This window comes from Actinoplanes sp. NPDC051859, assembly GCF_044452725.1.
Lineage (GTDB): Bacteria > Actinomycetota > Actinomycetes > Mycobacteriales > Micromonosporaceae > Actinoplanes.
In genome coordinates, this window is sequence record NZ_JBITBX010000004.1 from 79,687 (window position 1) to 103,673 (window position 23,987).

General features: G+C 69.6%; 22 protein-coding genes. 7 read left to right on the plus strand and 15 right to left on the minus strand.

Going from position 1 to position 23,987, the window contains the following annotated elements:
- Positions 1 to 26 precede the first annotated feature (26 nt).
- Positions 27 to 1,427: a leucyl aminopeptidase family protein gene (locus ACIA1L_RS11265; RefSeq protein ID WP_396072536.1), complete on the minus strand. Its 1,401-nt coding sequence runs from the start codon at positions 1,425 to 1,427 to the stop codon at positions 27 to 29.
- A gap of 77 nt (positions 1,428 to 1,504) precedes the next feature.
- A complete protein-coding gene (locus ACIA1L_RS11270) occupies positions 1,505 to 1,672 on the minus strand; it encodes a DUF3117 domain-containing protein (RefSeq protein ID WP_015625691.1) in 168 nt (55 codons plus the stop codon).
- 308 nt (positions 1,673 to 1,980) lie between these two features.
- Between ACIA1L_RS11270 and ACIA1L_RS11275 the strand changes: the two genes are divergently transcribed.
- The 3 genes from ACIA1L_RS11275 to ACIA1L_RS11285 all read left to right on the plus strand — a co-directional run bounded on the left by ACIA1L_RS11275 (position 1,981) and on the right by ACIA1L_RS11285 (position 4,631).
- The gene (locus ACIA1L_RS11275) at positions 1,981 to 2,793 is read left to right on the plus strand and encodes a PaaX family transcriptional regulator C-terminal domain-containing protein (protein ID WP_396072537.1); all 813 of its coding nucleotides are present in this window, start codon (positions 1,981 to 1,983) and stop codon (positions 2,791 to 2,793) included.
- The gene (locus ACIA1L_RS11280) at positions 2,790 to 3,578 is read left to right on the plus strand and encodes an enoyl-CoA hydratase-related protein (RefSeq protein WP_396072538.1); all 789 of its coding nucleotides are present in this window, start codon (positions 2,790 to 2,792) and stop codon (positions 3,576 to 3,578) included. Before ACIA1L_RS11275 ends, ACIA1L_RS11280 begins: the two co-directional genes overlap by 4 nt.
- A gap of 249 nt (positions 3,579 to 3,827) precedes the next feature.
- On the plus strand, positions 3,828 to 4,631 hold the full coding sequence (locus tag ACIA1L_RS11285; protein WP_396072539.1) for a S1 family peptidase: 804 nt from the start codon (positions 3,828 to 3,830) through the stop codon (positions 4,629 to 4,631).
- Positions 4,632 to 4,714: 83 nt separating this feature from the next.
- Here ACIA1L_RS11285 and ACIA1L_RS11290 read toward each other — a convergent pair whose 3' ends face one another.
- The 5 genes from ACIA1L_RS11290 to ndhC all read right to left on the minus strand — a co-directional run bounded on the left by ACIA1L_RS11290 (position 4,715) and on the right by ndhC (position 7,712).
- Positions 4,715 to 5,272 carry a hypothetical protein gene (locus ACIA1L_RS11290; RefSeq protein WP_396072540.1) on the minus strand — a complete coding sequence of 186 codons (558 nt, stop codon included), beginning with the start codon at positions 5,270 to 5,272 and terminating at the stop codon, positions 4,715 to 4,717.
- 158 nt (positions 5,273 to 5,430) lie between these two features.
- The gene (locus ACIA1L_RS11295; protein WP_396072541.1) at positions 5,431 to 6,030 is read right to left on the minus strand and encodes a DNA-3-methyladenine glycosylase I; all 600 of its coding nucleotides are present in this window, start codon (positions 6,028 to 6,030) and stop codon (positions 5,431 to 5,433) included.
- A 34-nt stretch (positions 6,031 to 6,064) separates the two neighbouring features.
- Complete coding sequence (locus ACIA1L_RS11300) at positions 6,065 to 6,562, minus strand: SRPBCC family protein (RefSeq protein ID WP_396072542.1); 498 nt, start codon at positions 6,560 to 6,562, stop codon at positions 6,065 to 6,067.
- Positions 6,559 to 7,233 carry a DivIVA domain-containing protein gene (locus tag ACIA1L_RS11305; protein WP_396072543.1) on the minus strand — a complete coding sequence of 225 codons (675 nt, stop codon included), beginning with the start codon at positions 7,231 to 7,233 and terminating at the stop codon, positions 6,559 to 6,561. The genes ACIA1L_RS11300 and ACIA1L_RS11305 overlap by 4 nt, the downstream gene beginning before the upstream one ends.
- 101 nt (positions 7,234 to 7,334) lie before the next feature.
- Positions 7,335 to 7,712 carry an NADH-quinone oxidoreductase subunit A gene (gene ndhC, locus ACIA1L_RS11310; RefSeq protein ID WP_396072544.1) on the minus strand — a complete coding sequence of 126 codons (378 nt, stop codon included), beginning with the start codon at positions 7,710 to 7,712 and terminating at the stop codon, positions 7,335 to 7,337.
- A 299-nt stretch (positions 7,713 to 8,011) separates the two neighbouring features.
- Here ndhC and ACIA1L_RS11315 point away from each other — a divergent pair, with 299 nt between their 5' ends.
- Together ACIA1L_RS11315 and ACIA1L_RS11320 are read left to right on the plus strand one after the other, a co-directional pair.
- Positions 8,012 to 9,865, plus strand: coding sequence for a 2-oxoacid:acceptor oxidoreductase subunit alpha (locus tag ACIA1L_RS11315; protein WP_396072545.1), 1,854 nt, complete (start codon positions 8,012 to 8,014; stop codon positions 9,863 to 9,865).
- On the plus strand, positions 9,858 to 10,880 hold the full coding sequence (locus ACIA1L_RS11320; protein WP_396072546.1) for a 2-oxoacid:ferredoxin oxidoreductase subunit beta: 1,023 nt from the start codon (positions 9,858 to 9,860) through the stop codon (positions 10,878 to 10,880). The genes ACIA1L_RS11315 and ACIA1L_RS11320 overlap by 8 nt, the downstream gene beginning before the upstream one ends.
- A gap of 15 nt (positions 10,881 to 10,895) precedes the next feature.
- On the opposite strand, the gene ACIA1L_RS11325 is transcribed toward ACIA1L_RS11320, so the two are convergent.
- From ACIA1L_RS11325 to ACIA1L_RS11335, 3 genes are all read right to left on the minus strand, one after another.
- Entirely contained in the window at positions 10,896 to 11,906 is a 1,011-nt protein-coding gene (locus ACIA1L_RS11325; protein WP_396072547.1) for a potassium channel family protein, read from the minus strand.
- Positions 11,907 to 11,967: 61 nt separating this feature from the next.
- Positions 11,968 to 14,754, minus strand: a complete 2,787-nt coding sequence (locus ACIA1L_RS11330) for an adenylate/guanylate cyclase domain-containing protein (protein WP_396072548.1) — start codon at positions 14,752 to 14,754, stop codon at positions 11,968 to 11,970.
- A 581-nt stretch (positions 14,755 to 15,335) separates the two neighbouring features.
- The gene (locus ACIA1L_RS11335) at positions 15,336 to 15,545 is read right to left on the minus strand and encodes a zinc ribbon domain-containing protein (RefSeq protein WP_396072549.1); all 210 of its coding nucleotides are present in this window, start codon (positions 15,543 to 15,545) and stop codon (positions 15,336 to 15,338) included.
- A gap of 584 nt (positions 15,546 to 16,129) precedes the next feature.
- Here ACIA1L_RS11335 and ACIA1L_RS11340 point away from each other — a divergent pair.
- Both ACIA1L_RS11340 and ACIA1L_RS11345 read left to right on the plus strand, forming a co-directional pair.
- Positions 16,130 to 17,092: a murein transglycosylase gene (locus ACIA1L_RS11340; RefSeq protein ID WP_396072550.1), complete on the plus strand. Its 963-nt coding sequence runs from the start codon at positions 16,130 to 16,132 to the stop codon at positions 17,090 to 17,092.
- An 81-nt stretch (positions 17,093 to 17,173) separates the two neighbouring features.
- The gene (locus ACIA1L_RS11345) at positions 17,174 to 18,196 is read left to right on the plus strand and encodes a GNAT family N-acetyltransferase (RefSeq protein WP_396072551.1); all 1,023 of its coding nucleotides are present in this window, start codon (positions 17,174 to 17,176) and stop codon (positions 18,194 to 18,196) included.
- An 8-nt stretch (positions 18,197 to 18,204) separates the two neighbouring features.
- Here ACIA1L_RS11345 and hemB read toward each other — a convergent pair whose 3' ends face one another.
- From hemB to ACIA1L_RS11370, 5 genes are all read right to left on the minus strand, one after another.
- On the minus strand, positions 18,205 to 19,194 hold the full coding sequence (gene hemB, locus ACIA1L_RS11350; protein WP_396072552.1) for a porphobilinogen synthase: 990 nt from the start codon (positions 19,192 to 19,194) through the stop codon (positions 18,205 to 18,207).
- A gap of 129 nt (positions 19,195 to 19,323) precedes the next feature.
- Complete coding sequence (locus ACIA1L_RS11355) at positions 19,324 to 20,910, minus strand: uroporphyrinogen-III synthase (RefSeq protein WP_396072553.1); 1,587 nt, start codon at positions 20,908 to 20,910, stop codon at positions 19,324 to 19,326.
- A complete protein-coding gene (gene hemC, locus ACIA1L_RS11360; RefSeq protein ID WP_396072554.1) occupies positions 20,907 to 21,836 on the minus strand; it encodes a hydroxymethylbilane synthase in 930 nt (309 codons plus the stop codon). The genes ACIA1L_RS11355 and hemC overlap by 4 nt, the downstream gene beginning before the upstream one ends.
- The gene (locus ACIA1L_RS11365) at positions 21,833 to 23,128 is read right to left on the minus strand and encodes a glutamyl-tRNA reductase (protein ID WP_396072555.1); all 1,296 of its coding nucleotides are present in this window, start codon (positions 23,126 to 23,128) and stop codon (positions 21,833 to 21,835) included. Before ACIA1L_RS11365 ends, hemC begins: the two co-directional genes overlap by 4 nt.
- Positions 23,125 to 23,865 carry a redox-sensing transcriptional repressor Rex gene (locus ACIA1L_RS11370; protein WP_396072556.1) on the minus strand — a complete coding sequence of 247 codons (741 nt, stop codon included), beginning with the start codon at positions 23,863 to 23,865 and terminating at the stop codon, positions 23,125 to 23,127. The genes ACIA1L_RS11365 and ACIA1L_RS11370 overlap by 4 nt, the downstream gene beginning before the upstream one ends.
- Between the last annotated feature and the right edge of the window lie 122 nt (positions 23,866 to 23,987).

Here is a 23,987-nt window from a genome sequence, read left to right on the forward strand (position 1 = left end):
AATCCACGCCGAGCGAAGCGAGGCCATCAGCTCAAGTACCTGATCAAGGTTCGGGCGCCCCAGCCGGTGGCGCCTTTGGTCAGGTCGGCGGTGTCGGCTTCGGACCAGGCGGGGGCGGACATGTCCAGGTGGGCCCACCGGTCCACCCGGTCGCCGAGGAACTCGCGGAGGAACAGGGCTGCAACAACCGAGCCGGCGCCCTGGGTGGGGGAGCTGTGTCGGTCGGCGATGTCGCTGTGCAGGTATTCGGTGTACTCGGCGGGCAGCGGCAGCCGCCACATCTGCTCGCCGGCAGCCTGGCCTGCGGCTGCCAGCTCGGCGGCCAAGGCGTCGTCGTAGCTGTAGAGGGCGGCAGTGCGCTTGCCCAAGGCGACGGAGTTGGCCCCCGTCAGGGTCGCGAGGTCGATCACCACGTCAGGGTGCAGCTCGGCGACCGCGTACGCCAGGACGTCAGCCAGGACCAGGCGACCCTCGGCGTCCGAGTTGGTGGTCTCGGTCGTGGTGCCGTCCCACTGGGTGATCACGTCGCCGGGGCGGTACGCGGAGCCGCTGATCGCGTTCTCGGCCAGGGGCACGAGCGCGGTGATGCGGACCGGCAGGTTCAGGTCCGCGGCCCCGAGCGTCGCGGCGACGATGGCCGCAGCGCCGCCCATGTCCTTCTTCATCAGCTTCAAGCCTTCGCGGGGCTTGATCGAGATGCCGCCGGTGTCGAAGGTGATGCCCTTGCCGACCAGCACCACGTGCCGGGTGGCGCCCTCCGGCGTCCAGGTGAGCTCGAGCAGGCACGGCGGGTTGGCGGAGCCACCACCCACGGCGAGTAGCCCGCCGAAGCCCTCGGCCCGCAACCGCTCGGGGTCACGAATGGTCACCTCGACGCCCGGGCGGGTGGCGGCCTCGGCTGTCGCCTGTGCGGCGAACCAGGCCGGGTTCTTCACCGACGGGGGCATGTTGGTCAGGTCGCGGGCCAGCCAGGTCGCCGCGGCCGTCACCCGGGCGGCTTCGAGGCTGTCGGCGTACCCAGGAGAGGTCTGCAGGGTGACCTCGACGGACCTGGCGCTGTCGGGGGCGTCACGGAAGCGGTATGCGGCCAGCCACAGGCCTTCGGCGAGGCCGCGAATCGCGGCCGGAGCGAGGTCGGGGGGCAGCACGATATGAAGTGGTTCGGTGGACGGCACCGCCCGGACAGCGGCGGCGCCGGCGGCTCGCCAGCCGGCTTCGTCGCCGGCACCGATACCGACGATCACCATCTTTGCGGGGGTACGCAGCGGGCGCGGCAACACGAGCACGGCGCCGGCCCCGCCCGGGTCGTCGGATCCGCGGAACAGCTCTGCGGTTTCGTCGTCGTTGCCGGCCAGAACGCCCGACTTGTCCGCGACGAGCACGTGCGTGCCCGCCTGCGCCGAGTCGACCAGGCGAATCACGAACACTGGAGGATGACCCTTCCTCATCAGACATGGAAAGCCCGCCGGTACGGCGGTACCGTACCGGCGGGCCACGTGAAACGTCAGCCGGCGATCGCCTTCAACGCGTCACCCAGCGCGTTGGCCTCGTCCGGAGTCATCTCAACGACGAGACGGCCACCACCCTCCAGCGGGACGCGCATCACGATGCCGCGCCCTTCCTTGGTGACCTCCAGCGGACCATCGCCCGTCCGCGGCTTCATCGCCGCCATCTTGTCTCCCCTCAGACCTACATCAGGGTCGGTGGGTTACCCCACAGCCACTTGCTTCTCGAACAGCTCGGCAGTTGCCCCGTGCTCAGCCCCACGACGCCCCGTACCTTCGTCTCCGACCGCCGGAGTCGCCCCCCGCTGGATCGACCCGAGCCGCAGCGCTGCGGGCCTCGCCGAAGGGTTTCCCGGCGCGGCCCACCGTGCCGATCAAACATTTTCCCTGATGAACACCGGCGATCCCAAACCCAACCCGGGCTGATGTGACAGCGTCTAGCATATCCTGTTTCGGGCTGTCACAATGTGCGGTCATGCAGGCGCGGTCGGCACTCTTCGACCTCTACGGCGACTACCTTCGCCCGAGAGGCGGCCGCGCGCCGGTTGCCGCCCTCGTGAAACTGCTCGCACCGCTGGGCATCGCGCCGCCCGCCGTGCGCACCGCGGTCTCCCGCATGGTCCGCCAGGGCTGGCTGCATCCGCTGCGCCTGGTGTCTGGACCAGGCTATCTGCTGACCCCCAAAGCGGCCCGCAGGCTCGACGAGGCATCCGCCCGGATCTACCGCACCGGCCGCGCGACCTGGGACGGCCGCTTCGATCTGGTCCTGCTCGGCGCGGCCGCGCCGCGGCGCGAGGCCCAACGACTCGCCTTCCTCGGGTACGGGATGCTGGACGAGCGCGCCTGGGTCGCACCCCGGGCGGCGGAGGAGATCGACGTCATCCTGCTCGAGGCCGGCATGGCGTACGAGCGGTTCAGCGCCAGCCACGCCGCGGGCTCCCCGGGCGCCGCCGACGTGGTCGGACGGGCCTGGAACCTCGACGAAATCGGTCGCGCGTACGACGAATTTGTCGAAACACAGCGTCCGGTGATGTCCGCGGTGAACGCTCGCAGTTCGGACGAAGATGCCTACGCCGCGCGGTTCCAACTCGTGCACGCCTGGCGGACTTTCCTGTTCCGCGACCCGCAACTGCCCCCTTCGCTGCTGCCCGCGCGCTGGCCGGGCGCGAGCGCGGCGAACTTTTTCGACAAGCACGCCACCCGGCTGCGCCCGGCCGCCGACCGGTTCGTGGAACACAGCCTGCTCTCGGTCTCCCGTGGGGGACGTGTGGGATTCTCAGACTCATGACGGACTCGCTGCTCGTCGACCGCACGGATGCGGTCGTCACCCTGACCCTCAACCGCCCCGACGCCATGAACGCGTTCGACGTCCCGCTCAAGGAGGCGCTGCGCGACACGCTGGCCCAGATCGAGGTCGACAAGTCCGTCCGGGCGGTCGTCCTGGCGGGCGCGGGCAAGGCCTTCTGCGTCGGTCAGGACCTGCGCGAGCATGCCGGCGTCTTGGCGAGCGGCTCGACCGACCTCGACACCGTGCGCGCCCACTACAACCCGATCGCGCAGCGGCTGGCCGCCCTGCCCAAGCCGGTCATCGCCGCCGTACGCGGCACGGCCGCGGGCGCCGGCGCCTCGCTGGCCCTGCTCGCCGACTTCCGCATCGGTGGCCCGAAGACCACGTTCCTGATGGCGTTCGCGAACGTCGGCCTGGCCGGGGACTCGGGCATCTCCTGGTCGCTGCCGCACATTGTCGGCCGCGCCCGGGCGCTGGAGCTGCTCCTGCTGGCACAGCCGGTCCGGGCCCAGGAGTGCTACGAGTACGGCCTGCTCACCCAGCTCGTGGACGACGACGAGAAGGTCCTGCCCGCCGCACAGGAGTTTGCGGCTCGGCTGGCCGCGGGTCCGACCGTGGCGTACGCGGCCATCAAGCGTGAGCTGTCGATCGGCACGGCGGGGTCGTTGTCGGACGCTCTCGCGGCCGAGGCGCAGGCGCAGGCGATCTGCGGTGCCACGACAGACCACAAGAACGCGGTGTCGTCGTTCGTCGCCAAGGAGAAGCCGGTCTTCGAGGGCCGCTGAGCAGGCTTCTTCCGAACCTCTCCTACGGGGCCGGGCCTTGGCGGCCCGGCCCTTGCTTTTGTCGGGTGCCGCCCGGTTGGCCGGATCCTCGGTCGCAGCCACTTGTTACGTAGCTATTTCCGGCGCGTGCGGTTTCGGAGAGTAATTTTTCCCGTCCACCCCTGTCCGACGGTATGAGTGTTTCGAGATGGTCGAATTCATGCGTCTAAATGTTTGACTCTCCGCAACACTTTCGTTGGGGAGGCCGGGATGGTCAAGTTGCGCAGGATTCTGGGCGGTGTGGCGGTCGCTCTCACGGTTGCCGCGATGGGCACCGTGGGGAACGTTTCGCCGGCGGCAGCCGCTCCGGACGGCCCGCAGAACGTGGTCGGCGGCACCCGCGCCAGCCAGGGCGAGTTCCCGTTCATGGTGCGCCTGTCGATGGGCTGCGGCGGTGCCCTCTACAGCCCGACCCTGGTGCTGACCGCCGCGCACTGCGTGAACCGTACGGGCAACAACACGTCGATCACTGCGACGATGGGCGTGACCGACCTCAACTCGTCGGCCAAGATCACCCGCAAGTCGAACTACGTCCTCCGCGCGCCGGGTTACAACGGCAGCGGCAAGGACTGGGCCCTGATCCGCCTGTCGAGCCCGGTCACCGGCTCCAACGTGGCGACTCTGCCGATCGCCACGACCACCGCCAACGACACCGGTAACTTCACCATCGCCGGCTGGGGTGCAGCCCGTGAGGGTGGCGCACAGCAGCGCTACCTGCTCAAGGCCACCGTGCCGTTCGTCAACGACACCACCTGCAACTCCAGCACCATGTACAACGGCGACATCATCCCCGCCGAAGAGATCTGCGCCGGCTACACCCAGGGCGGCACCGACACCTGCCAGGGCGACTCCGGTGGCCCGATGTTCCGCCGCGACGCCGCCAACGCCTGGATCCAGGTCGGCATCGTGAGCTGGGGCGAGGGTTGCGCCCGCCCGAACAAGCCGGGTGTCTACACCCAGGTCAGCTACTTCGCGCCGGCCATCGCCCAGGCGGCGGCCAGCCTCGGCGGCTGACCTCGGCACTGACCGCACATCGCGCGGGCCCCGGAGCAGTCGCCGCTCCGGGGCCCGCACCCATGTTTCCGTCGTTTGGGGGGTCAGTCGTCCTCGTCTTCCTCGGGGTCGAGGTTGGCCTCTTCGCCGAGGACGAAGGCTTGCATTGCCAGCTCATCGCCCGAGGGCGAGACGAAGGTGGGCAGTTCGGCAGGTCCAAGCTCCAGGACGTACGACCAGAACTGGCGGACCGCGTCAGCCGGGCTGGTGGCTTCGATCGGCAGGTCCAGGCTGACCAGCCACGTCTGCTTGTCCTGGTCCCGGACGAGCCGGTCGGCGAAGCGCCGGAACACCACGGCGTCGAGCTCCGCCACGGTGGCACCCAGGTCGAGACCTGCGACCGGCACCGGATCGTCGAAGGACCGGCGCGTATAAGCCACCTCGACCTCGGGAACACCGTGCGCGCCGCGCTGTCCCGCGTCCTGACCTGCCACCACACCCAGCGCGACAACGGCCGGCTTTGCACCGTCCGCCACCAGCAGCACGTCGTCTCCGGCAGCGGGCCGCACACCGGCCGACCCCGCCACGGTCAAGGTGTCGTGATGGAACAGCCGCTCGGTTGCCCATCGTTCCGCCGGAATGGTCACCACCCATTGAGCCATGCGCACTATGACATCACGACGCGCGACGACTCGAACCGTTGCCTCTGCAGATCCGCGATTCCCGTCGCCGGCATCCGGTCACGACGTCCGGCGCCCCAGCCGGTGACCTTGCCGGCGATAGTGGAGGTCCGTCGCGCGGTCTGACTCGGCAGATCCGATCAAAGGTCGCGGGGCGGCACGCAGCAGCCGGCAATGTGATCGTCGACCATGCCGGTGGCCTGCATCAGCGCGTATGCCGTGGTGGGACCGACGAACTTGAAGCCGCGCTTCTTGAGGTCCTTAGCCAAGGCCACGGATTCGGGGGTGTGGGCCGGGACGTCGGCGTGGGTCGCCGGCCGGGGCCGCGGCCGCGGCGCATAGGACCACAGCAGGTCGGACAGGCTCGGCGACAGGTCCGCAGCCACCTTGGCGTTGTGCAGGGTGGCCTCCACCTTCATCCGGTTGCGAACGATGCCGGCATCGGCCATCAGCCGCTCGGCGTCAGCCGGCCCGAAGGCCGCCACCGCGTCGATCCGGAACTCGGCGAACGCGCGGCGGAAAGCCGGCCGTTTGCGCAAGATCGTGATCCAGGACAGGCCGGACTGGAACGCTTCCAGGCACATGCGCTCAAACAGGGCATCGTCGCCATGGACTGGACGCCCCCACTCGGTGTCGTGATAGTCGCCGTAATCCGGGCTGCTCGCTCCCCAGAAGCATCGCGCACGGCCATCCACCCCGACGACCAGGCCGTCAGCGAGGACACCGATCTCATCTGTCATGGCGACCACCGTAGAGCTACCCACCGACAAGATGTCAGGGCAGCTTGCCTTCCTCCACGAGCCGGCCGAACTTCTTGAGCGCACCCTTGAAGCCCATCTTCGACCCGGGCCACAGCACCGGCCAGGCGAGCTTGCCGGCTGCGCCGCCGGGCAGGTGGAACCATTCGTGCATGACCACCTGGGTGCGGTCGCCGCCCATCGCGGTGCAACGCATCGAACCGGGGCCACGCAGCACCTTGCCGCAATGCACGACGCGCAGTTCATAGGGGGCGTCGACCCGGACGACCCGCATCTCGTCGCGGACCACCGCCGGGCCGAAGGCGGTGACCGCCTCGATGAGGCTGCCCTCGCCGCCGTCGCCCTCCACCACCCGAACCTTGGTGAACGGAATCCAGTCGCTCTGCCGCTCCCAGTCGAGGAACGCGGCGAAGACCCGCGGCGCAGGTGCGCGGACAATGACGGTCGCGGTGACCTCGCCTGTGCCCGGCTGCGCGGCGTCGCCCAGGCCGCCGACCGGCCCGGTCTCACTCATCGGCGCTCCGCCGGCTCTTCGTTCTCGGCGCCCTCGGCCTGCACCGGCTCAGCTTTCACCGACTCAGCCTGCACCGACCCGGCTTTCACCGACTTGCCTTGCGCCGACTTAGCCTGCACCGACTTGGCTTTCGCCGGCTCAGCCTGCACCGATTCGGCATTCACCGGCCCGGGCTTTGCGGCCGCGTCAGCATCCGAGGATTTCGCTGCTGACGTCACAGGTTTTCCCGCGGCCCCCTGATCCACGGCGGGCACAACCACCGCTGACGCCGAATCGTCCGGGACTGAGCCCGGCGGTGGCGGAGGAGGCGGCGCAACAGCCGCCTCTCTGGCTCGCTGCAGCACGTCAGCGTCTGCCGTACGGCCCTCGCGCAGCGCCGTGACCTCTGCTTCGAGGACTGAGATCAGTTCGCTCTTGTAACCGATGTCGTAGGCGGCCCGGTGCAGCGCCTGATCGACCTGGGCCATCCGGTAGCCGCGGAAGGCGGTGTCGAAGCGCGTGCGGGTGACGTCGTCCTCGCCCAGGGGCCGGTCGCTCGGTAGGGGCAACGCCCGACCGTCCGGCTCCACCGGTGTCAAGCCGGAATCGCCGCCGCTCACCATCACGGTCACGCCGAAGACGATGGCCGCCACCACGAGGGCGACGACGATGAAGAGCAGTAGCTGACCCATGGGCACGATCGTGGCACGAGCGCTGCGACGGGGCGAGCCCGCCACCCCGCCTGTGGACAACCTCGCCGGCCCGTACCCCACCTGTGGATAAGTCCTGAGGGTCAGGTCCAGGTGAGTATCTTCTTACGCCATGCGTACACGATGCCGAGGGCGAGGACCGCCACGAATATCCCCATTTCAGCGACGGTCACGGCGCCGAAACCCGGCCGGTCGAAGACAACGGCCCAGGGAAAGAGGAAGACGGCCTCGACGGCGAAGAGCACATACAGGTAGGCGTACACGTAATAGCGAATCTGTGCCTGCGCCCAGTCGGCGCCGACCGGGTCGATGCCACTCTCGTAGGCGATGCGTTTGCCCGCGGGCTCGGCGGGGTGGGCCGGGCTGAGCAGTTTGTTCGCCCCGAAGGCACCGACAAAGACGAGCACGCCCGCGGCCAACACCAGGCCGAGCGTGGCATAGGAACCCAGATACCCGTCCATGAGCGCAGCCTAGCGAACCACCAGGCCCGCTCCGGGGGCACGACCCGACGACCTACCAGCCCGAGAAATACGACCCGGCGAACCACCAGGCGGGATCATGGGCACAAACCTAGCGAAACACCAGACATACTCCAGTAGCTCTAGCCAGCCTTGCCTGGCTACTGTGGTCGTCGGTCTTCGATCGGACAGCCGCTCTTACCGACTGTGGTAAGGAGCGCCGACGTAGGCTGGAAGTGACGAACGCGGGCCGGCTCATCGATGTGCGTACCCGCCGGCCAGCTCTCTCAGGAGGTTGGAACGTGGGCGCTTCCGCGAAGCGAGTCGAGCAGCTGGACCGCGTGGTCATCCGGTTCGCCGGCGACTCCGGCGACGGTATGCAGCTCACCGGCGACCGGTTCACGTCGGAGACCGCCCAGCTCGGCAACGATATTTCGACGCTACCCAACTTCCCGGCCGAGATTCGGGCACCTGCCGGGACGCTACCGGGCGTGTCGAGTTTCCAGGTGCATTTCGCCGACTACGACATCCTCACGCCCGGGGACGCTCCGGATGTTCTGGTCGCGATGAATCCGGCCGCGCTCAAAGCGAACCTTGCTGATCTGCCGCCCGGCGCCGACATCATCGTCAATACCGACGAGTTTTCGAAACGCAACCTGGCCAAAGTCGGGTGGGCGGTGAGCCCGCTCGATGACGAATCGCTGGCCGAGTGGTCGGTGCACCCGGTGGCGTTGACGTCGATGACGGTGGCGGCGCTGGCCGACTCGGGTGTCGCGAAGAAGGACGCTGAGCGCGCCAAGAACATGTTCGCTCTCGGGCTGCTGAGCTGGATGTATTCCCGGCCGTTCGAGTCGACGTTGCGCTTCCTGGAGCGCAAGTTCGCCAAGCGGCCCGAGCTGGTGGCGGCCAACCACGCGGCCTTCCAGGCGGGCTGGAATTTCGGCGAGACCACCGAGACGTTCTCGGTCCGCTACGAGGTCAAGCCCGCCAAGATGGCCCCGGGGACATATCGCAACATCACCGGTAACGCTGCGCTCGCCTTGGGGCTGGTGGCGGCGGGAGTTCGGGCGCAGCTGCCAGTGTTTCTGGGCGCCTATCCGATCACGCCGGCGTCGGACATCCTGCACGAGCTGAGCAAGCACAAGCGGTTCGGCATCACCACCATGCAGGCCGAGGACGAGATTGCCGCGATCGGTGCGGCACTCGGCGCCGCGTACGGTGGCGCGCTCGGGGTGACCACCACCTCAGGCCCGGGCGTGGCGCTCAAGGGGGAGACCATCTCCCTGGCTATCGCCCTGGAATTGCCCCTGGTGATCGTCGACGTGCAGCGGGCCGGCCCGTCGACGGGTATGCCGACGAAGACGGAGCAGGCTGACCTCAACATGGCGCTGTTCGGCCGGCACGGCGAGGCGCCGTTGGCCGTGATCGCGCCGAAGTCGCCGTCGGACTGTTTCCATGCGGCGATCGAGGCGGCGCGGATCGCCCTGACCTACCGGACGCCGGTGATCCTGCTTTCCGACAACTACGTGGCGAACGGCTCCGAGCCGTGGCTGCTGCCGGAGGTGTCCGAGCTGCCGGACTTGCGGGTCGAGTTCGCGACCGCGGCGAACGGCGAGGACGGGCGCTTCCTACCGTACCTGCGGGATCCGCGGACGATGGCCCGCCCGTGGGCGGTGCCGGGCACGCCGGGCCTGGAGCACCGGATCGGCGGTCTGGAGAAGGCCGACAAGACCGGTGACATCTCTTATGACCCGGCGAACCACGAGCTCATGGTCCGCACCCGGGCCGAGCGGATCGAGTCGATCCCCGTGCCGGACGTGGACGTGGAGGACCCGGACGAGAACGCCCGCGTGCTGGTGCTGGGTTGGGGCTCCACCTACGGACCGATCGGGGCCGCCTGCCGGGCTCTGCGCCAGCGGGGGCTGCCGATCGCTCAGGCGCACCTGCGGCATCTCGCACCGCTGCCGGCGAACCTTGGCGAGGTGCTGCGGGCCTACGACAAGGTCATCGTTCCGGAGCTGAATCTGGGCCAGCTGGCCCACGTCATTCGCGCGAAGTATCTGGTCGACGCGGTTGGATTCAACCAGGTCAGCGGCCTGCCATTCACGGCCGCCACGCTGGAGAACATGCTCGAGGACGTGGTCAAGAATGGCTAGCCCGACGATTCCGCTGAAGCTGACGGCCAAGGACTTCAAGTCGGACCAGGAGGTGCGCTGGTGCCCGGGGTGCGGCGACTACTCGATTCTCGCCGCCGTGCAGGGCTTCATGCCCGAGCTGGGCATCCCGCGCGAGAACATCGTGTTCGTCTCCGGCATCGGGTGCTCGTCGCGCTTCCCGTACTACATGAACACGTACGGCATGCATTCGATTCACGGCCGGGCTCCGGCGATCGCGTCGGGTCTGTCGGCGTCCCGGCCGGACCTGTCGGTCTGGGTGGTGACCGGCGACGGTGATGCGCTGTCGATCGGCGGCAATCACCTGATCCACGCGCTGCGCCGCAATGTGAACCTGAAGATTCTGCTGTTCAACAACCGGATCTACGGGCTGACGAAGGGCCAGTACAGCCCCACGTCGGAGCTGGGCAAGATCACCAAGTCGACGCCGGTGGGTTCCAGCGATGCGCCGTTCAACCCGCTGTCGCTGGCCCTGGGCGCGGAAGCCACCTTCGTCGCACGGACCATCGACTCGGACCGCAAGCATTTACAGTCGGTGCTGCGGGCGGCGGCCGAGCACGAAGGTTCGGCGTTCGTGGAGATCTACCAGAACTGCAACATCTTCAACGACAACGCCTTCGAGCTGATCAAGGATCCGGGCACCCGAGACGACCATCTGATCCGGCTGGAGCAGGGCGAGCCGATCACGTTCGGGCCGGAGGCGCGGTTCTCGGTAGTGCATCCGGAGGGCAGTTTCGGCCTGCAGGTGCAGGAGGGCGGGACGCCCATCGTGCACGACGCGACCGTCGACGACCCGGCGTACGCGTTCGCGCTGTCCCGCCTGTCGGGTTCGGACCTGAACACCACCCCGATCGGCGTGTTCCGCAACGTCCGGCGCCCGTCCTACGACGAGCTGATCCAGAAGCAGCTGCTGGACGCGAAGGCACAGGCGACCGGCACGCCGGAGGAGATGCTCAGCGACCTGCTCAGCAGTGGGGACACCTGGACCATCATGTAAGCCGCGACGCGGAGCTCAGTGCGCGACGGCGGTGGCGGTTTCGTCGCGGATATAGATGAGCATGTCGCCGGTGTCGATGGTTTCCGCGTGTTCGCCGCCGAGCGCGACGACCTTGCCCCGGCGGATCAGGGCCACCACCAGCGTCTGCAGCTCCCGCGGGTTGCGGCCGACCTCGGCACGCTCGGCGGACCGCATGGCGAGCGCCATCCCCTGACCGGGGGTGAGCAGGTCTTCGACGACGTCGATCAGTGGCGGCGTCGTGGTGGTGAGCCCGAGCAGGCGACCGGCGGTCGAGGACGAGACGATGACGTGGTGGGCGCCGCTCTGCTTGAGCAGTGCGGCGTTCTCCTGTTCACGAACGGCGGCGATGATGCGGACCTGGCCGGCCGTCAGCTGCCGCACGGTCAGCGAGATCAGGACCGAGGCCTCGTCGCTGTCGGTCGCGATGATGACCGACTTGCAGTTCTTCACGTCGGCCTGCAGCAGTACGGCCGAGCGGGTGGCGTTGCCCTCGATCGCGACCAGCCCGTTCGCCGCGGCCTGCCGCAGGGCGACCTCGCGGCTTTCCACCACGACGATGCGGGATTTGTCGTAGCCGGTCTCCAGCAGCGCGCTGATCGCCGCGCGGCCCTTGGTGCCGTAGCCGCAGACGATGATGTGGTCTTTCAACTTTCGCCTCCACCGGCTGACCCGCAGGCTGTTCCGGTACTGGTCGGTCAGCACCTCGAGGGTCGTGCCGACCAGGATGATCAGGAAGAGCACCCGCGCCGGGGTGATGAACAGGATGTTGACCAGCCGGGCATCCGCCGTCACGGGGGTGATGTCGCCGTAACCGGTGGTCGACAGCGACACGACCGCGTAATAGAAGCAGTCCAGCAGCGTCAGGCCGTCCTCGTTGACGTCTCGGTAGCCGTCCCGATCGGCGTAGATCACGAACGCGGCGAGCAGCACCAGCACGAGTGCCGCCAGCATCCGAATGCCGAGCGCTCGCAAGGGTCCCTGCCGGACCAGCGGTAAGTGGATCACGGTAAGTCCGCCTGCACGTTCACACCATAGCGGCCGGATCCCACGGTGTTTTCCGTAGCCGTCAACCGAGGGACTGGGCGAATCGGGCCGAGCCATGTTCCAGGTCAGGGTGCTCCACAGCCAACGCCGCCGCGACGGCGCGGGTGAAACCCATCTCCGCGCCGTCCGCATAGGCCGCGTCGAAGGTCGCGTCGCCGAGCCGACTCCGCAAGTCGGCCTGTTGGGCAGACCAGAACGTGGCGAACCCTGCGGCGCGGCGCGCGCCCCGCACCGACTCCGCGCCGCCGAACAACACAGCCGCCGTGACGGGGTCGTCGCCGAGCATGCACCGCACTGCGATGGCGGCGACGGCGTCGGCAGCAGCCCCGCGGAACCCGTGCCGCAGCCGGGAACGCAGGGCAACCACCAGATGGTCGTGTGCGGCGACCAGGTCACGGCGGCGCAGGGCGACCATGCCGAGCAACCAGTCGACCGTACGGCGGCCTCGATCGTCGGGGCGGCCCGCCTCGATGACCCGTGCCCCGCCGAGCAGTTCAGCAGCCTCGTCCAGGGCTCTGCGGTGCCACAGCAGCTCAGCCAGGGCGATGATCGCGGACAGCGCGGCGGACGGCACGCCATCCCGCTCGGCGCGCGCGATGACGGCGCGGCAGACATCCTCCGCTTCGCCGTTGCGGCCGGCCTCGATCAACGAGATCCGGTGCCCGGCCAGCGCCCGGACCAGCAACGCCGGATCACCGGCGTCCCGCGCGACCCGCTCCGCCTGCCCGAGGAAGCGGGTCCGCTCGTCCCGCTCGGTGGACAGCCCGGCATGCACGATGAAGACGGACGCCAGGTCGCCGGGCGCGACGGGTACGGATTTCAGGCTGCCGTACAGCCGCTGCAGCAGCACCCGTCCCTCCCGGGCGCCGCCGTGCTCGCGCCACCACGGGTCGAGCGCCCCCACCAGCCGCAACCCCGCTCGCGGATCGCCACCGGACACGGTCCAGCGCAGCGCCGACTCCCACTCCTTCACGTACGGGGCCAGCTCGGTCAGCGACACCGTCCGCGGCTGGCCGTCGGTGTCGACGACCACCCCGTCCACCGTGTGCAGGGACCAGTCGACGTGCCTGTCCCGCGCCCGCCATTCCTCCCCCGCGGCGACCAGCCGGCGGGCTGCGTACGCCCGGACCTGCTCGGACATCCGGTATCGCGGCCCGGGCACCACCTCGATGAGCGACCGGTCGGCCAGCTCGGAAAGCGCGCCGAAGGCGTCCTCGCCGGACCATTCGACGGTGGCGAGTTCGACCGGGCCGGCGAAGACGGCGAGCCGGCGCAGCAACGCGGCAGCGGGGGTGCTGAGGCCGCGGTAGGACCAGTCGAGATTGCGGGTGAGGCTGTCGTGCCGGTCCCGAGCCGCGAACGGTTCGCGCATGGCGAGCCCCAGGTGATCGGGCCCGAGTGCCAAGGTCGACGATCCAGCCCAGCCTTTCCGCCAGTCCTGATGGGTGGTGTGGCGGACACCTGACGAATGCGAGTCGAGGGCGGCGACCGGATCGTCCAGCCGGGCAACGAGTTGTTCGGCAGAGAGCACGCGAAGCCGCTCGGCGGCGAGTTCCACGGCCAGCGGATGACCGTCGAGCCGGGCCGCCACCAGGCCAAGTCCAGCGGCCTCGTCAGCATCCGCCGGCTGGCCCCCGCGCGCCGCCGCGACCCGATCGGCGAGCAGGGCGTAGGCGTCGCCGGGTGCCATCGGCGGAAGGCGCCACACCAGCTCGCCGGGAAGCCCCAACGGCACCCGAGAGGTTGCTAGCACTTCCAGCTGGCGGCACACCTGCAGCAGCCGCCGGACCAGATATTTCGCCTCGCTGGGCTGGGCATCGCAGGTGTCGAGCAGCAGGAGCATGCGCCCGGACTGGCAGCGCTCGATGATCGAGTCCACAATCGGCCGGCCCGGCTCGGTGCGCACCCCCATCGCGGCGGCCAAGGCCGTCTCGGGTCGCCCGTCCGCAAGATCGACGACCCAGACCCCTTCCGCGTACGCCGGCAGCAGCTGTTCCGCCACAGCCAGCGCAACCCGCGTCTTGCCGCCACCCCCGGCCCCGGCCACGGTGACCATCCGGTGTGTACCCATCAACTCGCGAAGCTCGGCAACATCTCCTTGCCTGCCGACAAAAGCTGTCATCGCGGCCGGCAAGTTGTGCCGAGGCGCGGCGGCTGTCCGAGGCGGCGGGAAGGTGGGTTCGAGCCCTGGACCGGCGATTTGAAACAGCCGTTCCGCATCGTCGAAGCCGCGCAGCCGGTGCAGGCCGAGATCGATGAGATCGACAGCCACCGACGCGCCGCCCGAACCGAACCGCTCCGGCCGTGGATTCTCACCTTCCCCGGGCCGCGCGCTGCGGCCAGGAATAGCAGAGCTCAACTCCGGAGACCAGGTGGTAGCGGCGAGCGCGGTAGCTTCGGAACACAGGATCTGTCCACCGTGCGCAGCGGCGGCGACGCGAGCTGCCCGGTGCACCTCGGTGCTGGTGTATTCGCCGCCGACCGGTAACGCCCATCCGGTGTGGAGCCCCATGCGAACGCGAGGTGCCGCTTCGGGGCTCGGCCAACGATAGGCAGCAAGCGCCTTCTGTGCTGCCACACAGGCGGCTACGGCACCGGTGGCATCACCAAAAGCGACAAAGAACGAGTCACCCTCAGTAAATAGCTCGGCGCCCGAGTGATGACGAAGCGCACCACGAACCACCTCGCGATGCGCGTTCAACACGCTCCGATACGCCTCACCGAGCATCCTGGCCAACCGCGTCGAGCCTTCGATGTCGGTAAACACGAAGGTCACCAGCCCGCTCGGCAGCTCGGTCCGTCCCGTCACGGTAAGAACCTCCGCCCCCTCGGGAAGTCGCGATCAATGCTGCCGTACCGCATTTGCGCGGCACATCGTAGGAACGGTCGGTAACCGTCCACCCGCCACGGCCGACCCCGGAAGGACGACCCTCGGAAGAGTCATCGACATCCACGACGGCGCTACGGGTGACGTAACGAGCGGGTTCATGTTCGGGTCACGCGGGTCTTTGGTCATTTCCGCCGACCCGAACGGACGTACCCGCAAGGAGCACCCTGTGCGACAAGTTGTGCGACTCGCCCCACCATCGCCGGTGATCAGTCCTGATCGGACGACGTACACCCCGCCCGAACATCCCGCTCATGGCCGGCGCCGAACGGCTCGATCGTGGCCGTGATCGCGCCACCGGAACTTCAACGGCTCACCCCCGTTCGCGGTGGCGGGCGAAGACCAACCGGCACGCTGAACACTCTTCAGCCCACACAGCGCCAAGACCACGGACGGATAGTCCGATGACCAACCACGCTTGTCAGTCGTCGCCCGTCAGCGCACTCGACCGGCGAACCTTCGGCACCGCTTGGACCGCAGCTGCGGGCGCCGACAGATCTTGATTAGCCGCAGCCGCCACCACCACAGCAGCCGCCGGATGGCGGGGCCGAAGGCGCGCCCCCGCCGCGGCCCGTGACGGCGACCGTGGAAAGAAGCTTCACGGTGTCCCTGTGACCCTGTGGGCAGGTCGCGGGGGCCGAGGACTCGGCCATGGGACGGTTCAGTTCGAAGGTGTCTCCGCACGCGCGGCAGCGGAAGTCGTATCGCGGCATCCGCACAGGGTAGGGGCAGGGCGGCCTGCTTGGCTGCATCGCAAGCGCGTGGTTGTGCAGATCGCATCGGCCCGGGTGCATGGGCCGGCCGGTGGCCCCCGCCCGGTAAGGTCTTGCGGGTGGTAGACGGGCAGGGAACACCTTCGAAGCGTCCGACGGCACCGCACCGAGGCGGGCCTGTCGGCAGCTCGGGTGCGGCACCCGGCGAACCCGGCACCCAGCCGGCCAAAGACCAGGCTGAAACGTCACCCGCCGCTGCGGCCAGCCCGCAGCGAGCCGACGACACAACCCCTTCCGAGCCCAAGCCGACCAGCAAGTCCGACACGGACGCGACGGCCGGCAAGAACGAAGCAGACAAGCCGGCACCCGCAAGCGAAAGAGCCGGCAGGAACGAAGCAGACAAGCCGGCACCCGCAAGCGAAGGAACCAGCAGGAACGAAGCAGACAAGCCGGCACCCGCAAGCGAAGGAACCAGCAGGGACGAAGCAGACAAGCCGGGCGGCCCGAGCGGAAGAACCGGCCCGAGCGGTAAAGCTGACGTCGGCGGCAAGTCGCTGGCACCTGCGACGGGAAGTCCGGATGGCATGCCGGAGCCGTCGCTCACCGCCCTGGCTCTCACCTCCCGCAGCCGGGCGCTGCGAAAAGCCAATCCCGTCCGCATGGCCCGCAGCACTACTGACTGGGCCAAGCGGCCCACCGGGCGATTTATCCTGCCGGCTCTTGTGGCCGTGCTGCTGCTGGGTGCAGCGGGAACGGCCGGCGCCTACCTCGTTCCGCAGGCGTTGGAGGCTGCACCGGCGCCGAGTGCCACGCCTGCCTTCGGGGCTGAGCCCGGGGTGTCAGCCGGACCGGTGGCTCCGCTGCCCAGCATCAGCCTGCCGCCAACCTTGCCGGGCACAAGCTCCGCGCCGACGGTGGGAGGCGGGCTGCCCCCGACCGCACCGGGCGGGGTTCCCGGCGCGCGCCCCGCCGATGCGTTGGCCGGTTGGGCGCAGCAGGCCGGGACGAAAGTCGGCATCCCGGTGGTCGCCGTCCAAGCCTATGGGTACGCCGAACTGGTCGCCGCGCGCACGTCCCCGACCTGCCGGCTGAGCTGGACCACCATCGCCGCCATCGCGAAGGTCGAGTCGGCGCACGGTAGCGCCAACGGAGCCGTGTTGGGTGTCGACGGGTCCGTGGCACCGCCGATCTTCGGGTTGCCGCTGGACGGCAAGGGTGGCCGGAAACTCATCCAGGACTCCGATCAGGGCTTGCTGGACAAGGACACGCAGTTTGATCGGGCGATGGGGCCCTTGCAGTTCATCCCCACGACCTGGAACGAAATCGCGGTGGGCAACACCGTGGACGCGGACAACAACGGCATCTCGGACCCCAACGACATCGATGACGCTGCCCTCGCCGCGGCCGTCTACCTCTGCAAGGGCGGTCGCGATCTGTCCAGGGCAGACGCGTGGTGGGAGGCCATTTTGTCGTACAACGCCGTGCGTCCGTACGCGCAAAAGGTCTTCGAAGCGGCGAACGAATACGGCGTGCTCAGCCGCGGCTGATTAGCGACCCACAGTGACGAGTCGCATACATTTGCGCACCCGGCACTTCCCTGGAAGTCGCCCTACCGGCAAGCTGTACGGGTGAGGGTGCGTGAATGGGATCCCCGATCCGCGTCGGACGCGGAGATCCGATCGCTCGTGGAGACGCTGAACCACGTGCTGTCCACGGACGTCCCGGACGATCCACCCTGGCAGGCTGTGCAGGTCAGGGAGTACTTCGCCGAAACGATGCCGGGTGAGCGCCGGATCAGCTGGATCGTCGAGGACGACCGGCTCCCCGAGGGTGAGAGCACGGTCTACGGGCACGTCACGCTGCTGTTGTTGGGTGACATCGGCGTCCTCGAGGTGGCCGTCCACCCGGATCTGCGCCGGCGGGGCCTGGGCCAGCAGCTCGTGGCCGTCGCCGCACGGCGTGCCTACCTCGAAGGCTTCTCGTCGCTCGGGGTCGAGGCGATCGGGGACACCCCGGCGATCGCGTTCTACGAGTCGCTGGGCTTCGAGCGGGAGTATGTGGAGACCCGCAGCGTGCTGACCCTGTCCAGCGTGGATTGGCGTTCCCTCGGTGCGATGGCGAACGGGCTCGGCGCAGGCTACCGCGTCGACTACTACCCGGGTGGCCCGCCGGAGGCCCTGCTGGAGGCGTACGCGCAGGCGAAGTTGGAGGGCCAGGACGGCGCCGAGAACGACCTCGACCTGCGCCCCAGCTCGTCCGATCCCCAGCGCCTACGGGACAGCCTCGACACGCTGCACCGGCGTGGCATGAAGCCGTACATCGTGCTCGCGATCCACGAGGCAACCGGCGCGGTCGCCGGGCTCACCGAGGTCGTCGTCCCGGCGCAGCATCCGGAACGGGCCGATCAGTACGACACCATCGTCGTGCGGGAGCACCGCGGTTATGGGATCGATCGAGCGTTGAAGGCCCGCATGTTGTTCGAGCTGCGCCAGGCGGAGCCCGGTCTGCGCGAGGTGCAGACCTGGAACGCCCAGCACAACGAATCGATGCTGAAGGTCAATGCCGAGTTGGGTTTCCAGTCCGACCGAGACTGGTACGAATACGGCGTCGACGTCGCGCAGCTGGTGCACCGGTTGGAGCCCACCGACTGACCGGCAGATCAGTACCGCTCGCGCAGCAGCTGAGCCGCCTCGGTCGCCCAGTAGGTGAGGATGATCTGGGCGCCGGCCCGCTTGATCGACGTCAGCGTCTCGAGCATGACGCCCTGCCGGTCGATCCAGCCGTTGGCCGCGGCCGCCTCGACCATCGCGTACTCGCCGGAGACCTGATAGGCGGCCACCGGGACGTCCACGCGTTCGCGGACCGCGGCCACCACGTCGAGGTAGGGCAGGGCCGGCTTGACCATGACCATGTCCGCGCCCTCGGCGACGTCCAGGTCGACCTCACGCAGCGCCTCGCGGATGTTGCCGGAGCTCTGCTGATAGGTGCGGCGGTCGCCCTGCAGCGACGATTCCACGGCCTCGCGGAACGGCCCGTAGAAGCCGCTGGCGTACTTCACCGCGTACGCGAGGACCGCGACGTCGGTGTGCCCGGCCTCGTCCAGGGCGCGGCGGACGATGCCGATCTGGCCGTCCATCATTCCGGAGGGGCCGACGACGTGCGCGCCGGCGTCGGCCTGGGCGACGCCCATCCGGGCGTAGTGGTCCAGGGTCGCGTCGTTGTCCACCGTGCCGTCGGCGGCGAGCACGCCGCAGTGCCCGTGGGTGGTGAACTCGTCCAGGCAGAGATCACCCATGACGACCGTCGAGTCGCCCACTTCGGCGATGACGTCGCGGATGGCGACGTTGAGGATGCCGTCGGGGTCGATGCCGCCGGAGCCGGTCTCGTCCTTGTGCTCGGTGGTGGGCACGCCGAAGAGCATGAGGCCGCCGACGCCGGCCCGGACCGCCTCGTGGGCGGCCTTGCGCAGCGATTCCCGGGAGTGCTGCAGGACGCCAGGCAGGGAGGAGATCGGCCGGGGTTCGGTCAGTCCCTCCTTGACGAACAGGGGCAGCACCAGCTCGGCGGGCGCCACCCGGGTTTCGTCGACCAGCCGCCGCATGGCAGCTGTGCGCCGCAACCTGCGCGGCCGGATGTCGGGGTACGCCATGCTCACTCCCTGAGCCGGGCCGGCCCGCACACGGGAGCCGGCGATCGAGAACCAGGCGAACGAACGGACCGAAGCCCGGAAAGAGGCCGGGCCGGTCGCATCAGCTGCGCCCGGCCCGGGAAGAACTCGCTAGCGGAACCGCAACGCGGTCGGCCCCTGCACCTTCGAGCCGCGCCGCTGCTTGGCCGGCATCGCGGCCAGCTTCTCGCGGAGCTCGACCGCGTACGCGGCCAGCGCCTCGACGAGGTCCGGCACCGAGGCGTGCTGCGGCTGGACGTCCACCCGCAGGCCGAACTCCGTGGCGGTCTCGGCCGTCTTCGGGCCGATCACCGCGACGACCGTGCGGGCGTGCGGCTTGCCCGCGATGCCCACCAGGTTGCGGACCGTGGAGGACGAGGTGAACAGCACCGCGTCGAACCCGCCCGACTTGATGGCGTCGCGGATGTCGGCCGGCGGCGGGGCGGCGCGGACGGTCCGGTACGCCGTGACGTCGTCCACCTCCCAGCCGCGCTCGATCAGGCCGGCGGCCAGCGTCTCGGTGGCGATGTCGGCACGGGGCAGCAGCACCCGGCCGACCGGGTCGAGGATCTCGTCGTGCGGCGAGAACTCGGCTAGCAGGCCCTCGCTGGACTGGTCGCCGGCGGGGATCAGCTCGGGCTGGATGCCGAAGGCGCGGACGGCGTCGGCGGTGGCCTCACCGATACAGGCGATCTTGACGCCGCCGAAGTGACGGGCGTCGAGGCCGTGCTCGGCGAACTTCTCCCAGACCGCGCGGACAGCGTTCACCGAGGTGAAGACCACCCAGGCGTAGCGGCCGTCGACGAGGCCCTTGACGGCGCGCTCCATCTGGGCCGGGGTGCGCGGGGGCTCGACGGCGATCGTCGGGACCTCGCACGGGATGGCGCCGTACGCCCGCAGCCGCGCGCTCATCGCACCCGCCTGCTCCTTGGTGCGCGGCACGAGGACCTTCCAGCCGTACAGCGGGCGGTTCTCCCACCAGCTCAGCTTGTCGCGCTCGGCGACGTCCGAGCCGACCGTGAGGACGACGCGGCCGGTGAAGCCCAGAGCGGCCGCGACGAAGCTGTCCACGGTCGACGTGGTGGTGTACTGCGTCTCGCCCGTGCCGTCGCCGGTCACGCCGACCGCGGTGCCGGGCTCGACGCCCGCGGCGAGCAGGCCGTCGCGGACGGCGGCCAGGTCACCGGCGTCGACCGCCACGGCGAACGAGCCCTTCTTGGCCGAGCCGGCGAGCGCGTCGAAGTCGACAGCCGTCACGTCGTCGATGTCGGCGACCGTGCGGACGCCGGGCAGCGGGACACCCGCGTACGTGGCGACGCCCTCGGCCTGGCCCAGACCCGGCACGACCTCGAAGTGCACGGCGGTGCGGGCCACGGCCTGCACCTCGCGCACCACGACCTCGTGACCGAACGGGTCGCCGGCCACCAGGTGCACGGCGGACAGGCCGGACTTGGCGGCGGAGAGCAGCACCTTGGCGACGTCGCCGGGCGCGCCCTCGGCCGGGCTGAACTGGGTGTCGTCCTTAGCCTCCGCCTTGATCGCCGCGAGCAGCGACTCGGGGACGCCACGGTCATAGATGACCTGGTCGGCGTCGGCGAGGGTGTCGTGGGCGCGGCGGGTCAGCAGGCCAGGGTCGCCGGGTCCGGCGCCGACGAACGCGATGCGTCCGGAGCGGTTGCGGGCGGTGCGGGTGGTCATTCTGTGCTCCCCATCAGGGTGTCGGCGCCGGCTTCGAGGAGATCAGCGGCGAGTGCTTTGCCGATCTCCGCCGCGTCGGCGGGCGTTCCGGTGCGCGACAGCCGGACAGCTCGGGCCCCGTCCGGGCTGATCACCGCACCGCGCAGGTAGATCTCGTCGCCGTCCTCGCCTTCGGCGAGTTCGGCGTGTGCCGCAACCGGGGCTGAGCACCCGGCTTCGAGCGTGGCGAGCATCGCCCGTTCCGCCGTGACGGTGGAACGGGACGGTGCATGATCGAGTGCTGCCAACAGCTCGACCAGGTCTGCATCGCCGGACCGGCACTCCACCGCCAGCGCGCCCTGGGCCGGGGCGGGCAGCATGAGCATCGGGTCCAGCGTTTCGGTGATCTCGGCTGTCCGGCCGAGACGTGCCACACCGGCCCGCGCCAGGACGACCGCATCGAGGTCGGCCGAGGGGCCGAGCACCCGCGCGATGCGGCTGTCGACGTTGCCGCGGATCGGCGTGACCTGCAACTGTAGGCCCAAGGCGTGCAGTTGCGCGATTCGGCGCACCGCGCCCGTGCCGATCACGGCGCCCGGCGCGAGCTCGGCGAGGGTCTTTCCGTCGCGGGCGACCAGTGCGTCGCGCGGGTCCTCACGCTGCGGCACGGCGGCGATGTGCAGTCCGGGGTGTGCACCGGTGGGCAGGTCCTTGTAGGAGTGCACTGCGAAGTCGATCTCGTCAGCCAGCAGCGCGTCCCGCAATGCGGACACGAACACGCCGACGCCGAGCTGGGCGACCGGCGCGGACGACCGGTCTCCCGGGGTCACGATCCGCACGAGCTCGACCGGCACACCGGAGGCCGCCGTCACCGCGGAGGCAACCATCTGGGACTGCGCGAGCGCGAGAGCGCTACCACGGGTGCCGAGGCGCAGCGGGGTTCTCACGCTTGTCCTCCGATCTCGGGCACGGCGTCGGCCTGGGTGGCATGCGGGACGTCCAGGTCGAACAGCTCCCGCAACAGGGCCGCATACTGGTCGCCGCCGGGCTCCGCCGCAAGTTGGCGGACCCGTACGGTGGGCGAATGCAGGAGCTGCTGGACGACCCGGTGCAGGGTACGGGAAATGTCAGCCCGCTGCTCTTCGCTGAATTCCGGCCGGCGCGACGAGAGTTTGCGCAGCTCAGCCGTGACCACCTCGTCGGCGCGGGTGCGTAGGGCGGCAACCGTGGGCGCGATGTCGGCGCCGCGCAGCCAGGCCAGGAAGTTTTCCACCTCGGTGGCGACGATCTGCTCGACGGCGGCGGTCTCCGCGGCGGCTGGCAGGGTACGCCGGCTGCTGGCGAGCCCGTCGATGTCGACGACTGTCACGTGCGGCAGGGCGGCCACGTCGGGGGCAACGTCCCGCGGGACGGCGAGGTCGAGCACGACCAGCGGTCGATCCCGGCCGGCGAGCCGGTCGGCGGTGAGGACTGGCTCGGTGGAGGCGGTGGCGCAGACCACCACGTCGGCGTCGCGGAGTGCGGTGTCGACGTCGGCGAAGTCGACCGCGGTGGCGCCGTACGCCTCGGCAAGCCGGGCAGCCCGTTCGGCACCCCGGTTGGTGATCTTCAGCGGTCCGACGCCGGTCCGGGTGAGCGTGGCTACGGACAGGGCACCCATGGCCCCGGCGCCGATGACCAGGCCGGGACGTCCGCTGAGGTCGCCGCCGAACGCGTCGGCTGCGACGTCGAGGGCGGCGGTGACCACGCTCTGCCCGGCGCGGTCGATGCCGGTCTCGGCGTGCGCACGCTTGCCGACCCGCAACGCCTGCTGCATCAGCTCGTGCAGCAGCCGGCCGGCCGAGTCCGACTCGGTCGCGGCGTGGTACGCGTCACGCAACTGCCCGAGGATCTGCGCCTCGCCGACCACCATCGAGTCGAGCCCGGAGGACACCCGGAACGAATGCCGGACGGCAGCCTCGTCGTAGTGCACGTACAGGTGGGCGGCCAGGTCGTTGGCGCCGATGCCGGAGTGCTCGGCGAGGACGTTGCAGACGTCGCCGAGGCCGCCGTGGAAGCCGGTGACCGCGGCGTACACCTCGACGCGGTTGCAGGTGGAGACGACGACGGCCTCGCCGATGTACGGCTGGGCGACGAGCTTGGCGAGGACGGCGGGGATGTCGGTGGCCGCGATGGCGAGCCGTTCGAGGATGTCGACCCCGGCGGTGCGGTACGACGCACCGACGCTGAGCAGGTTCACGAGCCGACCGCCTCCTGGTTGCCGTTCCCGTCCACCCGCCCGCCGGGCAGCGCTGTCAGGGACGCCTTGCGGTGCTCGTGGAAGGAGAGGATCTGCAGCTCGATGGCGAGGTCGACCTTGCGGACGTCGACCCCGGCGGGCACGGACAGCACGCAGGGCGCGAAGTTCAGGATGCTGGTGACTCCGGCGGTCACCAGCTCGTCGGCGACGGCCTGGGCGGCACCGGCCGGGGTGGCGATGACGCCGATGGTGATGCCGTCCTCGACGACGGCGCGGCCGAGCTCGTCGATGTGGCGTACGGGCAGGCCGTTTATGGTCTTGCCGACCCGGTCGCCGTCGGCGTCGAAGAGGCCGACGATCCGGAAGCCGCGACTGGCGAAGCCGTCGTAGCCCGCGAGGGCGTGCCCGAGGTTACCGACGCCGACCAGGGCGACGGCCCGGCGCTGGTCGAGGCCGAGAATGTATTCGATCTGATCGATCAGCAGGGCGACGTCGTAGCCGACGCCGCGGGTGCCGTAGGAGCCGAGGTGCGAGAGGTCCTTGCGGAGCTTGGCGGAGTTGACGCCGGCCGCGGCGGCGAGGCCTTCGCTGGAGACGGTCTCGGAGCCGGTCTCCGCGATGTTGTGCAGGGCGCGAAGGTATTCCGGTAGCCGCGCGATCGTCGCTTCCGGGAGGTCCGGGAAGGCGGGCACCGCACCGGCGTTGCCGGGCGTGTTTCCATGACGCTGCTGACTCATCTGACTCCGTGCCGACGAGGTGGCGATCCTGCGGTGAGCCCCCTGCAACCTGGAAGGACCGGCTGTGATAGCGGGGCTCGTCGGAGTCACAGAGTAGGCGCTTGTGAAGGCGTGCACAAATC

Excerpts from the sequence above, each read along its gene's own strand:
- ACIA1L_RS11270 (WP_015625691.1), bottom strand. The coding sequence starts at position 1,672 with ATGGCGGCGATGAAGCCGCGGACGGGCGATGGTCCGCTGGAGGTCACC.
- ACIA1L_RS11275 (WP_396072537.1), top strand. The coding sequence starts at position 1,981 with ATGCAGGCGCGGTCGGCACTCTTCGACCTCTACGGCGACTACCTTCGC.
- ACIA1L_RS11280 (WP_396072538.1), top strand. The coding sequence starts at position 2,790 with ATGACGGACTCGCTGCTCGTCGACCGCACGGATGCGGTCGTCACCCTG.
- ACIA1L_RS11285 (WP_396072539.1), top strand. The coding sequence starts at position 3,828 with ATGGTCAAGTTGCGCAGGATTCTGGGCGGTGTGGCGGTCGCTCTCACG.
- ACIA1L_RS11290 (WP_396072540.1), bottom strand. The coding sequence starts at position 5,272 with ATGGCTCAATGGGTGGTGACCATTCCGGCGGAACGATGGGCAACCGAG.
- ACIA1L_RS11295 (WP_396072541.1), bottom strand. The coding sequence starts at position 6,030 with ATGACAGATGAGATCGGTGTCCTCGCTGACGGCCTGGTCGTCGGGGTG.
- ACIA1L_RS11300 (WP_396072542.1), bottom strand. The coding sequence starts at position 6,562 with ATGAGTGAGACCGGGCCGGTCGGCGGCCTGGGCGACGCCGCGCAGCCG.
- ACIA1L_RS11305 (WP_396072543.1), bottom strand. The coding sequence starts at position 7,233 with ATGGGTCAGCTACTGCTCTTCATCGTCGTCGCCCTCGTGGTGGCGGCC.
- ndhC (WP_396072544.1), bottom strand. The coding sequence starts at position 7,712 with ATGGACGGGTATCTGGGTTCCTATGCCACGCTCGGCCTGGTGTTGGCC.
- ACIA1L_RS11320 (WP_396072546.1), top strand. The coding sequence starts at position 9,858 with ATGGCTAGCCCGACGATTCCGCTGAAGCTGACGGCCAAGGACTTCAAG.
- ACIA1L_RS11335 (WP_396072549.1), bottom strand. The coding sequence starts at position 15,545 with ATGCCGCGATACGACTTCCGCTGCCGCGCGTGCGGAGACACCTTCGAA.
- ACIA1L_RS11340 (WP_396072550.1), top strand. The coding sequence starts at position 16,130 with ATGCCGGAGCCGTCGCTCACCGCCCTGGCTCTCACCTCCCGCAGCCGG.
- hemB (WP_396072552.1), bottom strand. The coding sequence starts at position 19,194 with ATGGCGTACCCCGACATCCGGCCGCGCAGGTTGCGGCGCACAGCTGCC.
- ACIA1L_RS11355 (WP_396072553.1), bottom strand. The coding sequence starts at position 20,910 with ATGACCACCCGCACCGCCCGCAACCGCTCCGGACGCATCGCGTTCGTC.
- ACIA1L_RS11370 (WP_396072556.1), bottom strand. The coding sequence starts at position 23,865 with ATGAGTCAGCAGCGTCATGGAAACACGCCCGGCAACGCCGGTGCGGTG.